The organism is Actinomadura terrae, from assembly GCF_022751215.1.
GTDB classification, from domain to species: domain Bacteria; phylum Actinomycetota; class Actinomycetes; order Streptosporangiales; family Streptosporangiaceae; genus Spirillospora; species Spirillospora terrae.
In genome coordinates this window covers 69021-83736 of the sequence record NZ_JAICDG010000011.1, presented here as the reverse complement: position 1 = coordinate 83736, position 14716 = coordinate 69021, and the positions used below count along the sequence as shown (strand labels likewise).

Sequence of the window (14716 nt, the reverse complement as noted above, 5' to 3'; positions counted from 1 at the left end):
CCAGAGAGCGTCAGCTCTTGAGATCCTGCTCCGACAGTTCATACCGGCTGAGCTGCTCGCTGAGGAAGCCCTCGAAATCCTCGGCCGGGACGCCTCCCCACTCCGCGTCGTACTCGCCGTGCCACTGCTTCACCCACGGCAGCACCTCAAGCAGGCCGGCCAGCAACGGAGCGAGCTTCTCCGCACCCCAAGCCCCGACCTCGGCCCGGTCGTTGACAAGGTTGGCGAGGGCCTGGGCCTGGTCCTTGTGGTCCCACCCGGCCCACCCGATCAGCAACGAGTCATCGGCGTCCGGGCTAGCTCCCGGATACGAGATGAACCGCTCCTTCGGCACATCCAGCTTCCCGCGCTGCGACCAGTAGGACGGCTTCTTGAAGTCCTTGGGGGCGTACTTCGGCGGGACAGCGATGTCGAGGCGCTTCCCAGTGCGGTCCTCCTCGCGCTGGAGCTCCCACACCTTCTCCCACTCCTCGCGCTTGCGCAGCCCAGCCCCCTTGTACCGCAGCTCAGCCAGATACGGCACATGCTCGTCCGCGATGATCTCGGCGAGCACCTTGGCCAACGGAAGGTCACGCTTCTTCATGTGATCGGACGCATAGAGCGCCGCCACGCTCTGCATATCCGCGTCGTCCTTGAACTGGTCCGCAAGCTGGTTGATCGTCAACGGACGCGGCTGCCGCAGCCCGTCCCGCAACGCGAACCAGAGATCCTCACGCTCACACCGATCGAGGATCCAGTTGCGCAGCGCCGCCTTCTCCTTCTTCTCCCAAGGCTCAGTCGCCCACCGCCGCTTGTACTCCGGCCGCTCGATCAACCCCACACCTTTGGGCAACTTCTCGATCAGATCGATCCGCGCCTGCACCACCCGCCGATACTCCTCCGGCCACCGCTCCGGAATCTCCGTAACCGGAACCGACCCATGCCGCTCAAACCAGGAGGTTGTGACCTCGCCCGCCGCCATCTTGCGAGCAAGCACAATCTCAAACGCTCGCTCCCCAATTTGGATATCCGGAATAGCTTCGATATCAGCCGAAGCTACCGACTTCAAACTGTTGGCACTTATCAGGTCGTAGCAACCGTAGACAATCCAATCCAACTCTTCTTGGAGCGCAATCATACGGCTTCGAGATTCCTCTTGACCTCTTCGACTACTGTCGAGCCACTCACGAGGCGACACCAATCCTTCACGAGGAATGCTCGCCAAAGAAGGTAGCTCCCTAGCCCTTCTAATCAACTCTGAGGAAATTGCTGAGGAGAAAACCTTCGGGATTGGATACTTTTGTACTTTCGTTCCAGTAAACTCAAAGAAACGCTCCCATTCTTGGGACTTAAACCCCTCATTTACTCCCTGACTGCCCTTATCATGACTGACCTGCTTTAGCCAGAAGCAGGCAGTCGACGAGTTGAGTAGCCCTAGGATTCCCATATAGTCGTCCTCAACAGCCCCCTGAGGAAGTTTAATCACCGGAGCTGATCTATTGAAAATTCTGCCGCCACGATCAAGACTAAAATGATTATGAGTCGCGACAAACGCGAAGGAAATGGACAGCGGAGCGCGCAACTTGCTGCTCGTAAGCCGACCAAACTCGGACCACTTGAGTCCGCCGTCAATTTTCCTTCTCCCGCCAAACAAGATATTGTTTGAGATTGTGGTTCGCGCAGGCCACATATAGGTGAGCAGTTGGGGGATTTCTTCGACATCGACCGGCTCGTAATCGCGATTATAGGGAAACACTACCACGTCAAAATCACCCTCCCCCCAATCCCTGAGCAATTCACCAGTGACCATCTCGCGCAGCCACGGCTTACCTATCCCTCTGCGAATTGCAGCATGCCTGGGCAGAACGTAGAGGTCATCTTCCAAGGTAAAGCTCGTAATTCCGACCGAATCAGAAACCGACTCTAGTCGATTTATAGCCGCCGCCTCGATAGCTTCCCGAAGCTCACCAACCCCTCCACCACTGAGGGACCATGGGTGAGCTTTGAGCGTAGAGCGATTATGGTCCGCAACAGTTACCCACTCCGACTCGCTTCCCGGACGGGAATACTGATCCAGGATCGCCGTCCAAACATGGCTCCGTGCAGGATTCTTTGGTTGAACGGGTTCTCCTCGTACGCCAAGAACCGCACGGATGCGTGCCTCCTTGAGCGCCGTACGGTTACGGCCTGCGAGAATAACCGTCGGTGTGCCGTGACACGGGATGAACGCACCAGATGTGTCTACGACATGAGTGAGATCGACATTCTCATAAAACCAGGAAACTAGCTTCTTACCAAACTCCCGCTTCATAAATGAGTTGGCAGTAATCTGGCCAGTGAAGCCAGCGGAACGATCTGAACCACCACTTCGGATAGCCAACTCAAAAATTCGCTGCGCGAATGGCACTGAAAGTGCATACTTGCCTGACGCGGCACTATAGGAGCGGTAGTTCTCGTTCTCCTGCTTATCTTTCGCGACGATGTAGGGCGGATTACCAACCACCACGTGATAGGAGTTCACGCCGAGCAGGTCGCAGCACTTCACGAAGTCTCCTACGTCCTCCGTGGCGTAGGTGAACTGCTCGTTGCCGCCGAAGAGCATTCCGGTCTCGATTTCGGCGCCGCGGCCGTGAAGAAGGGAGTCGCCTACTGCGACGTTGATGGGGAATGACGGGGCGCGGTCCAGGCGGGTCTCTTTTGCGGCGTGTAGGGCGGCGACCAGGAGGCGGAAGCGGGCTATCTCTGCGGCGAAGGGGTTCTTGTCGCAGCCGTGGACGGATTCGAGGGCCTTGCGGATGCGCGTCCAGGAGTCCAGGACGGGGGCGTGGGCCTCCCACTTGGCCAGGAGGCGGTGGAAGATGCCGAGGAGGAAGTGGCCCGAGCCGCAGGCCGGGTCGATGGTGCGGAGGCCGCGGACTATGGGCTCGTCGCCGGGCCAGCCGGACGGCTTGTGCTTCCACGGGGGTTCGAGGCCGAACTCCTCGATCGCCGGTTCGAGGGTGAGGTCGAGGATGAACTCCTCGACGAACTCGGGGGTCTGGAGCAGCGCGTAGGTCTTCTTGGCGTGGTCGGAGAGGTCCTGGTACAGGTCGCCGAGGAAGCGGGTGTCCAGGTTCTCCTTGTCGGTGAAGTCGTGGACGATCTGGCCGTCCGCGTCCTGGCGGCGCCAGAACTTCAGCAGTTCGGCGGCCCGCTCATAGGAAGGTTCGAGTTCCCAGAGCGGATTGTGGTCGCGGTCGAAGAGCCCGGCAACGGTCTCGTTGGTGGACGCGAGGTGCTCGAAGGAGGCGACGAGCCAGTCGCGGTCGTTCTTCTCCGGGTGGTCGCGGAAGAACTGCTGGTGGCGTTCGTCGGCCTCGGTGAGGCGGTCGCCGGGCCCGGCGATCCAGGGGGCGGCGATGAGGTCGTTGTCCTCGCAGAACCGGACGAAGACGGTGGCGAGGACCCAGGCGACGGCGGCCTGTGTCACGCGGTCGTCCCGCCATTGCCCGAACGTGAGAGCCGTGCGCTGGTTCTCGCGGGCGCGGTCATATTCGGCCTTGAGTTTGGCGTGGAACTCCTGCCCGGCCTCGGTGCGCTCGCGCAGGTCGTCCTCAAGGGCGGTGACCTGCTTGCGGAGGTCTTTCAGCAGGGCGGCCTTGTCCACGCTCACTCGGTTCGTCTCCCTCGTTCGTGCTTTTTCGTTGTAACGCTGCCGGTCAGGCTGCCTTGCCGCCGCGCAGGCGGGCGACGAAGGCTTTGTCTAGGAGGGTCCATTCGGTGGCGCCGATGGCCTCGACGGTCCGGCCGTCCAGGTTCGGGGTGGCGCGCGGGGCCTCCGACGGGCACAGCAGCCACAGCCCGTGCGGGACGTCCGACGCGCGGCGCGCGGCGTTCTGCAACCCGGCCAGCAGGTCGTGTCCACCGACGTCGAAGTACCTGGCGAGCAGGCCTAGGTTGTGGACGAACAGCACCGTCCGGGGAGGCGCGGCGTGGTCGAGAAGGCGCTGCCCGGTGCGGTCCAGGACGCGGACGACGAACGAGCGAAGCCCGCTGGGCATCTCCCCGGTGCGCGTGAGGCGTTCGTCCGCGCGAAGGACTTGACCCCAGTCGGTGCCCTGCTCGGCGGCCAGCGACCGGAACTCGGCGAGGAACACGTCCGCGAAGTTCACCGGTGTGACCGGGTACTTGGCGCTGATGGCCTCCGCGACCCCGGCGAGCCGCTTCAGATGGATGGTCAGGGCGAGGAACCCGCCCTGGCGGGCGGCGGTGGCGAGCCGGGCGTCCGCGAGATCCTCGGGTCCCTCCCCCGGGACGCCGAGCCCGGCGCCGAGACGGGTCGCGGTGGTGCTGCTCGACGGCGTCCGCGGACCGGCCGGGGCGGGCGGGTAGAACCGCTCGGTGGTCTGGTCGTAGTGGAGCGGGAATCCGGCGTCGCGCAGCGCCTCCTCCACGTCCACGTACGACGGTGCCGGAGTGTAGGCGTCAAGGCCCGGGAACCGGGCGCTGACCTTCGTCAGCAGGTCGGCCAGGGTGACGCCCCGGGGGAACCGGACTCCCGCACCGGCCTGCGACAACCGGAGCGCCTTCGCCAGGGTCAGCCCGCGCGGGTAGACCTGGAGCGTGGGAGAGGCCAGCGCGTTCTCGGCGACGCTGGAGGCGAGGTGGACGAGGCGGGTGTCCGATAACGGAGTCATCCCGGCGGGAGGGACGATGCCGCGCAGGACCCGGATGACCTCGGCGCCGCCGGGGAGGGGCTCCTGCGCCGCGAGGTCGTCCGCGCGCGAGCCGAGGGCCGCGGCGTAGCCGGCTAACTCGGCCGGTGTCGGGTCGTCGGTGCCCGGCAGCGACTCCAATGCCACGAGGACGTGGCGTCCCCGGCGCACCCGGTCCAGGCGCGGCTCGGCGCCGCCCTCCGCGTCCGTTCCGGTGAACGTCTCCGCCTCGACGGCGGCGCGGACGACGGCGCGCGACCGGGCGGCGGTGACCTCCGCCGGGCCCTCCGCCGCGCCGTGCCGCACGCGCAGCAGGTCGGCGAGTTCGGCGGCCGTCGTGACACCGCCGAGACCCCGGACCAACGCGACCAACTCGTCGCGGACGGGTGCCAGCCAGTCCGCCGCGGCCCACCGCTCGATGGCCTCCTTGTGGTGCCGCGACACCGTCGCCTGCGTGGTGCCGATCGCCTTTGCGACGGCGCTCTGCGTCGGCCACGGGTCGTCCAGCGGCGCGGCGTCGTCGTCCGGCAGGCCCAGCAGGAGCCGCAGCGTCCTTCCCTTACGCGAGGCACGGCGCTCGTCGGCTTGGACGAGCAGCGCGGCGAGGTCGTCCACGCGCGTCCCGGCGCGGGCGTTCCCGGGCGGCGCCGGGTCGGCCGGACCGGCGACGGGCTCGTCCTCCGCGTGCGGCCCTGGCCCGCCGTGGGGGCGCAGCTTCGCTGCCCACTGCCGGTGCCGCCGGGTCAGTTCCTTCTTCGCGACCGCGCCCGCACCGCAGGCCTTGGAGATCTGGTACGCGGGGACGTCCAGCAGTTGCCCGACGGTCGTCGCGTTGAACCCGAGCGCGACCGCCTCCGCCCGCGGCGACAGGCCCGCCGCGATCAGCGGTGTCCCCAGGGTCGCCGCCTCGGCCGCGGTGTCGCGGGCGGCCTTCAGCTCCTCCGGGCCGAGCCCGGGGTCGACGTCGCCGCCCGCGAGCGTCGCCTGCGTGGTGGCGGGCGCCGTCGCGTCCGCCCTGCGGAAGATGTCCTGCCAGGCGGCCTCCATCTGCGCGAACGTGTCGAACCGCTCCGAGACGTCCCGGTGCAGCGCGCGGCGGAAGAAGCCGGTCAGGCCGTCGCGCAGCGCGCGTTCGAAGAGCTCGGCCGACAGGTACGGGTGCGGGTCGTCGACCGTGCGCGGGTCCGTTCCCTCGTCGCCCCACCTCGGGCGCTCTCCCGACGCCATCTCGTGCAACGTCACCGCGGCTGCGTACCGCTCGGCGTGGTCGTCGAAGTCCGGGCGGCTCGGCGTGCCGAGGAACGGATCGAGGTAGCCGCGCGTGCCCGCCGACGGGTCGCGGTCGGACACGTCCGTCAGCGAGAAGTCCAGGAGCTTCAGCTCCCAGGTGCGGTCCGCGCGGCGCAGGACCCCGAAGTTCTCCGGTTTCAGGTCGCGGTGCCGCACCCCCTTCGCGACGAGCTGGTCCAGCGCGCGGAACAGGTCCCGGCCGAACCGCTCCAGCTGGTGGTAGGTGAGCTTCCCGTCGTCGTGGAGGACGGCGGCCAGCGTGCGGTCGCCGGCGAACTCCAGGTCCAAGACCGTCCGGCCGCCGAGGGTCCGGGGCCCGCCCAGCAGCCGGACGATCGCGCCGCCGCCGACCTTGGCGAGCGCCGCCGCCTCGGCCGCGAGCCGGGGCGCCTTCGACTCGTCCAGCGCCACCTTCAGGACCCGCTCGGGGCCCGGTTCGGCGCCCTCCTCGTCCTCGGCGTCGCGGCGCACCAGCAGCGCCCGTGACGTCGCGCCGGTGCCGAGGAGCCGCTCCACCCGCCAGACACCGTCCGCGTCCCCGTCCACGACCTGGCCGGGCGTCGCGGTCAGCGGGTCCACGCCCTCCCAGCCGCCGGTGGGCTCGTCCTCGGGGACGGCCGCGTCCTGCTCGGCGGCATCCAGCTCCTCCAGGAACCGGTCCGCCGACTCAAGCCTGTTCGGCGGGAAGCCCTGCGTCGCCTGGAAGATCAATTCGTCGATCCGGTCACCCATGCCGTCCACGACCGCGTACGGGTGCAGCCCGCCCGCCTTGGTGACCGCGTCGATCAGGTCGGCGCGATCTGCGGCAGGCGGACGGCCGGTGAGGATCAGGTAGGAGATCGCGCCGATGCCGAACACGTCCATGTCGACGGGGTCGGGATAGGGCTGGTCGAACTCGGGCGCCAGGTAGACCTGCGCCGCGTCGTCGACCAGGTCACCGTCCAGGCTGGACTGGCCGATCGTCATCGGCCTGGCGGTGTCGAAGTCCCGCGCCGCCGTCTGCCAGTCGATGATGCGCAGCACCGGCTGCGACCCGTCGTCCTTCGCCGACACGTACACCGACCGCGCGGCGAGGGCCCGGTGGTACAGCGACCGGTTGTGCGCGTACCGGACGGCCTCGGCGAGTTGCCGGACGAGCGCGAGCCGCGTCTCCGGCGTCAGCGACTCGCCGTGCACGTCCAGGTAGGAGTCGAGCCGGAGGTCGCGATGGTCGTGGCGGAACAGGATGGCCGAGCCGCCCCGATGCTCGCGGATCTGCACGGCCTGCGCGATGCCCGGATGGTTGATCCCCTGGAGCACCTGGTACTCGCGGCGAGCCGCCCGGTCGACCGTTCTGCGCGCCTCGTCCGTCGCCTGCTGGCTGACCAGGTAGATCCGGACCCGGCCCTCCTCGTGGACCATGTCGTCCCGCTCGGCCAGCCGGTCTTCCCACGCCGGCCCGGCCTCCAGCACGCGCGGCTCCATCCGCCACTCGTCCCCGAACCGCAGATGGGCCGTGGAGTGTGAGATCCCGATCCGCTCCAGCATCCTTGGGAGGCGTTTGGAGAAGTCCGCCCCGACGCGGCGCGACTCTCGTTCCGGCGGGCGGCCCAACAGGTCGTGCCAGATCCGGCCGAGGCCCGTGTTCAGGTCGTCGCGCCCGTACACCCGTGTCTGCTGGACCGTGTCCAGCCGGGACACGAGGTTCGGCGCGGAGAGGAACACCGCGGGCTCGATCCGCGGCACCCGCACACTGAAGTATCCGAGGTCCTTGGCGGCCCAGATCAGCCGATCCTTCAGTTCCTTTGACTTCCAGTCCGTCAGCGCAAGCGGATTGCGAAGCGTCCGGCGCCGGTCAGGGCCGCTGAACGTCCATGTCCCACCGTTGTTGACGACCTGCCCCGGATGGCCCTTCAACTCGACGAGGTACAACCCGCCGGGCGTCGCGATGAACAGGTCGCACTCGTGGACCCGTCCCGACGGCGCCACGAAGGAGAACAGCGGCCAGGCGCGGTAGGGCTCCACGTCCGGCATCAGCCCCTTGATGTGGTCCAGCCCGTCCTGCTCCCAGGGAAAGTCGGACACCCGCTCCTGGAACCACCTCTGGACTGGTTTCGGTGGCTTCGGAACGGGCCTGCCGGACTGCGCCATCACCCCTCCGCTCCCTGCTGCTCCCAACGCCGCTCCCCGAGGCGGGCCTAGATCTTATCTACGCAGCACCCCCGCCCTGGAGCGGTTTTGCGCACTGCCACGTGTCAGGAAACGGCCACTCTGGAGGCTCACCGCTCCTACACGGTGATTCCGGCTTGCCCACCGACAGCGATGTTCACCGGCGATGGATCCAGGCATGTCGAGATGAGGGAACGCCACCCGTTTCCGCGATCTTTTCGCTGGCTCCGAGCCGTCCGAGCGAACCCATGGGCCGCCAAGGCGATGGCGGCCCATGGACAACGGCGATCAGCGAAGCGGGCCGCTCGGTGCGGGAGGGCGCCTAACTCGGACTCGGCAGCTCTCGCAGCTCCCCTGCCGACCTGCTCTCCGCAACAAGGCGAGAACGCTGCCTGTACTTCACCTTGTACGTCACGAGGCTGTACCAGCCCGCCGCGGGGTCTTCTCGCCACAGGAGTCGCATCCCCTCCTGCGGACCCATTTCGGTCTCCACCGAACAGTCCTTGATCTTGGAGTAGTCGGTCTCGGTCGGGCGGCAGAGCGGGCATCCCACTCGGTCCTCCCGACCGCGAACCGCGTCGAGCTTCACGATCTGAACCTTGACGTCCTGCGCGCACTGGGCCGCGAGACGCACATCCGCCGTCAGGGCCTCGCAGTCACGTCGTCCGTGATAGAGCGAGTGCGGCCGGCCGCCGGGCAGAACAAGAGCCGACCACGGCGGAACGCTGGGGATCGGCGTCCCCATGGGAGGCTGGTGCGTATCGAACTGCTCGTCCAGATGGTCCCGAGGCTTTTCAGGGTCGAACCTACGGGTGAATCTGCTTACCATCGTCCCGCCTTCCCGGGCTTTTCGAGGGGTCGGTGTCGCACAGATCTCGGATACACGGATCATCGCTTACAGACGGCCATCAGGATGGCGGCGGCCACGTGGGCCGGAGCAGGCCGCGAACCCATTGAGGAACCTCGGCGCGGCCTTTTACTACAGACAATGATACTACTTTCGGGTACCGGATACCGAGCGCGAACATGAGTGCGCTCGGCCAGGGTCACGACACCGGGACGGTGAGTGGCAGGGTTACGCCACCGTGGGCCCCGCAGCACGACCGTATCCGGGCGGCTATTCCTCGTGGCCGACATGGGTCATCTTCCGGCTCGGCTACTACGCACGGCGCTTGCCTTGCTCCATCAGGCGAGCACGACCACGGGGTCGTTCTTCCCACGGTCCGCAGAGGGACCGGGAAGGGCCATTTTGGGCCGGGCAGGACCTGTGTCCGAAATTTGCACCTCTGGCAAGTGCACCATCTCAGGTGAAAAACTGAAAGCCGAGACGTATCTTAACGCGCTCGTCGCGATGTCCTGCAGCAGAAACTCGCCAAATCTAAATGTTGTGAATTTGCTCGGTTATGCTGTAATGAGCACATGAGAGATCTTCGGAGATCGAAAAGCGCGCTCCTGGCAGGACTCACCGCTGTCGCGTTAGGCATGGTCGGACCGCCGGTGGGCGCGAACGCGGCCACTTCGGAACGGCACATCGTGAAGCTCGATCTGCTGCCGGGCGGTACGACCAGCCGGGCGACCGGCGTCAACGACCGCGGGTTCGTCGTCGGTTACGCCGACACGGCCGATAACAAGAGCCACGCCATCCGGTGGAGCCCCCACGGGCACGCCACCGATCTCGGCACTCTTCCCGGCGGTACCCGCAGCTACGCCTACGGAATCAACCGCCGCGGCGACATCGTCGGCTACTCGGACGCCGCCGACGGCCACGAGCGCGCCGTTCGCTGGGCCTCGGACGGAACCATCACCGACCTCGGCGGCCTCCCCGGTCACCCCAATGGCTACGCCTACGGAATCAACGACGAGGGAACCGTGGTCGGGCAGGTGTCGATCCAGTCGAGGATCTACCACGCGGTGAAGTGGGCGCCCGACGGCACTGCCACCGACCTCGGAATCGACGCTCCCCGGGGCTCGACCAACGCTGTCGCGGTCAACGACCACGGTGCCGTGGCCGGTTACAGCTTCCAGGTGGGACCGGGGCACTACATCGATGCCGCCACCTGGCCCGCTGGAGCCACCACGGTCACGCTCCTCCCCCTGCTGCCCGACGGCGGCGCCCGCAGCAACGCCGCGGGCATCAACGACAAGGGCCTGATCGTCGGGGAAGCGCAGTCCAAGCCCGGCAATCCCGGCCGCTCGCCCCTGCACGCGGTGGTGTGGAGCCCTGGCGCCTCCGCGCCCACCGACCTCGGGATCATTCCCGGCGCTGATGACCACAGCACGGCGTACGACATCAATGCCGCGGACACGGTCGCCGGCTCCTCGGCGACGAGCACTCCCGGAGCGCGCCAGGCGGTCCTGTGGAAGCGGGGAAAGGACGGCTGGAGCATCGTGCCGCTGCCGCAACTGCCGGACGGCAACTACAGCGAGGCGACGGCGATCAGCGATCGCGGTGCGGTGGTCGGCTCGGCGTCCGTCGGGACCGACCCGAGCATCGCGGTCCGCTGGGAATAGCCGAAGAGTTCGTGGCCGGTGCTCTGGGCGGACACTCCCGCCCAGAGCACCGGGGCGCCGCCGGCGTCGAACGCCGCGGCGACCACCCATCAGACCTGCGTGATATCTGATGAGAGCCTCGCGGCGGCGGGAGTCCTCCCGCCGCCTCTCAGGTCACGAGTGGCAGTGCTCGTGCCGCACTTATGCGGTGGAAACACGGGGTGCTGTTACCTGGTCTCCGCGCCGGGACGGCCCCGGTAATAGCGGCACCGCCATCTTCCGCTGGTGGGTACCTGAGACAGAAGGCGAGACCATGCCATGGCATTCGCTGGAGCGCGGGGCAACCCCGACGAACTCTTCAAGGCCGGGAGGTTCCAGGAGGCCGACCGGGGTTACGAGGAGGTGCTTGAGCGCGATCCGAACAATGCGCACGCGCACGCGCAGCGGGGATATATCGCGCTGCTGTCCAACAGGTTCGCCGATGCCGAAAGGTCTCTGACCAAGGCCGTCGAGCTGGCGCCTGGCGACAACGCCTCGAAGGATCGGCTGGCGGACTGTTATGTACGGCAGGACCAGCTGGCACGGGCCGTGCCGCTGCTGCGGGCGGCCAGGCACGAGGCGACCGCCAAGCAGTACGAGAGCGTGACCGGGACGCCGTTCGAGATACGCGGGCCCCAGTCCACAAAGGTGCCCATCGACTTCCGGTATCCCATCCCCCTGGTCAATGCATCGGTGAACGGGGCGGAGGCGGTGCCGTTCACCATCGACACCTATGCCCCGCTGGTGTTCACGATGGAGACGGCGGAGAAGGCCGGTCTTCGCGCGGTGGCCACCAGCACCGGCCGCAATCCCCAGGAGACCTTCACCATCTACCACGGCGTCGTCGAGTCGTTCCGGGTCGGTGAGATCGAAATGCGCAATCTTCCGGTCCTGTGGCATAAGGCGGAAATGCCGCACCCGCTGGGCGTCCCGCAACCGCACGGCGCTTTCGGAACGCCCATCTTCTATCATTTTCTCACCACGATAGATTTTCCGAACAACGCGCTCGTCCTGCGCCGGAAGACCAGGGAGCAGCTCCGGGAGTTCCTGGCGGAGGCCAAGCGGACGGACGTCGACCGGGTCCCGTTGTGGCTGGTGAACACCCACTACCCCTGCACGTCGGGGAGCCTGAACGGTTACGGGCCGAGGGTCATCTCCGTCGACCTCGGGGCGGTGGGAGCCGTGCAGGTCGGCACGAGGCCGAAGGTGGCCGAGCGCGCGGGGCTGCAACTCGACCACGACCGCCCGACGCTGTTCGGCAACGAGGAGGGGTCCTATCCCTTCGTGGCGCCGAAGGCGAGCATCGGGCGCGCCGTCGCGCGAGATGTGTACGGGTGGGTGGCGGACAACGCCGGGTTCGACGAGCGGTTCGGATTTGACACGATCGGCAACTTCTCGCAGGAGTTCTTCAAGGAGTTCAGCATCACCTTCGACTATGTCGGGATGCACCTCTACATATCGAGCAGGTAGCCGAGCCGAGCGCCCCGGCAAGGCGAGTGCACCACCCGTTCGACAGAAAGTGAGGCCACGCCATGGGCGTCGCGACTCCCGACGAGTTGTTCAAGGCGGGCAGGTTCGCGGAGGCCGATCGAGGCTACGCGAAGATCCTTGCGAAGGACCCGGATGATGCGCGCGCGAACGCGCAGCGGGGATATATCGCGCTGCTGTCCAATCAGTTCGCCGATGCCGAGAGGTTCCTGGCCAAGGCCGTCAGCCTGGCGCCCGCCGACCTGTTCTCGAAGCGGCAGCTCGCGGACTGCTACGTGCGGCAGGATCGGTTTGCGCAGGCGGTGCCGCTGCTGCGGGCCGCCGGAATCGAGGGCTACGCCAAGCAGTACGAGAGCGTGACCGGTACGCCGAACGAGGTGCGCGGCTCGCGGCGCACGCGGATTCCCTTCACCACGCTCAACCCGGGGCCCACCATCGAGGCCTCGGTGAACGGGATCGAGTCGGGGACGTTCGGTCTCGACACCGGCGCGCCGCTGGCCCTCACAATGGAGACGGCGGAAAAGGCCGGTCTGCGCGCGGTTTCGACCAGCAAGGGCCGGAACCCCCAGGAGGTCTTCACCATCTACCACGGGATCGTCGACTCGTTGCGGATGGGCGGTATCGAGCTCCGCAACGTCCCGGCGGTCTGGCACAACGCCGAAATGCCGCACGCCCTCGGGGTCGGCCAGCCGGAAGGCGTCATCGGGACCACGGTCTTCTACCATTTCCTGACCACGCTGGATTTCGCGAACCGGGCCCTGGTCCTGCGGCGGAAGACGGCGGCGCAGCTCCGGGCGTTCCGGGCCGAGGCGAGGCGGGCGGGCGCCGAACGCCTGCCGTTGTGGCTGGCGGACACCCACATGCCGCACACGCTCGGCAGCATCAACGGTTACGGGCCCAGAGTGGTCGGTCTCGACACCGGGGTCGAGGGAGCCATCCAGGTCGGCACTGATGAGAAGACGGCCAAGCGGGCGGGTCTGAAAGTGGATTACGACCGTCCGGTCACGCTCGGCGGAGCGGACGAGACCTTCCCCTTCGTCGCGCCCGAAGCGGGCCTGGGACGCGCTGTGTCGCGGAACGCCTACGGCGTCGCCATTCGGAGGTCGGGGCTCGACGACCGCATCGGGTTCGAGACGATCGGCAACTTCTCCCAGGAGTTCTTCAAGACCTTCACCGTCACGTTCGACTACGTCGAAATGAACCTTTACATCACGGGAAGCTGACGACAATGAGCGAAGAGAACACCGACCGGCGAAGCTTCCTCCGCCGGGCCGGCCTGACCGTCGGTGCCGCCACGGCCCTTCCGCTCCTGGGGGCCCAGGGAGCCGAGGCCGCCGCGTGGGCGCCGAATGCCGCGACCTCGGGCTCGCATCCCGATCGGCTCTTCCAGGCGGGGAAGTTCGATGAGGCCGATCGAGGTTATGCGCGGATTCTGCGCGGGGACCCGGACAACGCGCATGCCAACGCGCAGCGGGGCTATATCGCGCTGCTTTCCAACAGGTTCGCCGATGCCGAAAAGTTCCTCGCCAAGGCCGTCAACCTGGCGCCCGGCGACGTCTTCTCGAAGGAGCGGCTCGCGGACTGCTACGTGCGGCAGGACCGGTTCGCCCAGGCGGTGCCGCTGCTGCGGGCCGCCGGTAAGGAGGCGTATGCGAAGCAGTACGGCAGCCTGTCCGGCACACCATATGAGATACGCGGTGCGGAGAGCACGCGGCTCGCGTTCAAGGCCCTCAACCCCATGCCCCTCGTCGAGGCCTCGGTGAACGGGGCCCCGGCCGCGCAGTTCATCTTCGCCACCGGCGCGCCGTTGGCGTTCACGATGGACACGGCCAAGAAGGCCGGGCTTCGCGCGGTGGCCACCAGCACCGAGGACGTCGGCTACCAGACGGTCACCATGCATCACGGCGTGGTGGAGTCGCTCAGGCTCGGCGACATCGAACTGCGCAACGTCCCGGTCGTCTGGCACGACGGCGAGCAGCACCATCCCCTCGGTCAACGGCAGCCCGCGGGCACCATCGGCACGTCGCTCCTCTACCATTTCCTCGCGACCGTGGACTTCGGTAACAGGTCCCTCACCTTGCGCCAGAAGACCGAGGCGCAACTGAAGGAGTTCCGCGCCGAGGCCGAGCGCGCCGGTGCCGAGCGGCTGCCCCTGTGGCTGGCCGACGCCCGCCTTCCCTGCACGCTGGGAAGCCTCAACGACCAGGGGCCGAAGGTCGTCTCGCTCGACACCGGAGTCGAAGGGGCGGCGGGCGCGGTGTCCGTCGTCACGACCGAGGCGATAGCCGAGCGGGCGGGCACGCGCATGGATCGCAAACGTCCGAACGTGTACGGCACCAAGGACGACGCGACACCGTTCATCGTGCAGCGGACGAGCATCGGGAAGCAGACCGCCCGGAACCTCTACGGATTCGCCCTCGAAAAGCCGTTGTTCGATGAGCACATCAGATTCCAGACGCTGGGCAACTTCACGCTGGAATTCCTCATGCCCTTCGCCCTCGGCTTCGACTACGCCAACATGGACCTCTACGTTTCCCACAAATAGCCCTGTAGCGCGCCCCGGGGTGGACGACGGAAAGCCCCCGGCC

The 14716-nt window shown here is 67.1% G+C and carries 6 protein-coding genes; 4 read left to right on the top strand and 2 right to left on the bottom strand.

What is annotated here, in order from left to right; all coding sequences use genetic code 11:
- Positions 1-10 precede the first annotated feature (10 nt).
- Together pglX and pglW are read right to left on the bottom strand one after the other, a co-directional pair.
- Positions 11-3631, bottom strand: coding sequence for a BREX-2 system adenine-specific DNA-methyltransferase PglX (gene pglX / locus K2F47_RS39645; RefSeq protein ID WP_242911412.1), 3621 nt, complete (start codon positions 3629-3631; stop codon positions 11-13).
- Between the two features lie 46 nt (positions 3632-3677).
- Positions 3678-8093, bottom strand: coding sequence for a BREX system serine/threonine kinase PglW (gene pglW, locus K2F47_RS39640; protein ID WP_272498149.1), 4416 nt, complete (start codon positions 8091-8093; stop codon positions 3678-3680).
- A 1551-nt stretch (positions 8094-9644) separates the two neighbouring features.
- On the opposite strand from pglW, the gene K2F47_RS39635 reads away from it, so the two are divergent.
- From K2F47_RS39635 to K2F47_RS39620, 4 genes are all read left to right on the top strand, one after another.
- The gene (locus K2F47_RS39635; protein WP_242911410.1) at positions 9645-10622 is read left to right on the top strand and encodes a hypothetical protein; all 978 of its coding nucleotides are present in this window, start codon (positions 9645-9647) and stop codon (positions 10620-10622) included.
- Positions 10623-10919: 297 nt separating this feature from the next.
- Positions 10920-12110, top strand: coding sequence for a retropepsin-like aspartic protease (locus K2F47_RS39630; protein WP_242911409.1), 1191 nt, complete (start codon positions 10920-10922; stop codon positions 12108-12110).
- A gap of 62 nt (positions 12111-12172) precedes the next feature.
- Entirely contained in the window at positions 12173-13351 is a 1179-nt protein-coding gene (locus K2F47_RS39625) for an aspartyl protease family protein (RefSeq protein WP_242911408.1), read from the top strand.
- Positions 13352-13356: 5 nt separating this feature from the next.
- Positions 13357-14673 carry a retropepsin-like aspartic protease gene (locus K2F47_RS39620; protein WP_242911407.1) on the top strand — a complete coding sequence of 439 codons (1317 nt, stop codon included), beginning with the start codon at positions 13357-13359 and terminating at the stop codon, positions 14671-14673.
- Positions 14674-14716 lie beyond the last annotated feature (43 nt).

What these genes read in the sequence shown, in the direction of transcription:
- K2F47_RS39620 (WP_242911407.1), top strand. Translation starts at nt 13,357, where the DNA reads ATGAGCGAAGAGAACACCGACCGGCGAAGCTTCCTCCGCCGGGCCGGC.
- K2F47_RS39630 (WP_242911409.1), top strand. Translation starts at nt 10,920, where the DNA reads ATGGCATTCGCTGGAGCGCGGGGCAACCCCGACGAACTCTTCAAGGCC.
- pglW (WP_272498149.1), bottom strand. Translation starts at nt 8,093, where the DNA reads ATGGCGCAGTCCGGCAGGCCCGTTCCGAAGCCACCGAAACCAGTCCAG.
- K2F47_RS39625 (WP_242911408.1), top strand. Translation starts at nt 12,173, where the DNA reads ATGGGCGTCGCGACTCCCGACGAGTTGTTCAAGGCGGGCAGGTTCGCG.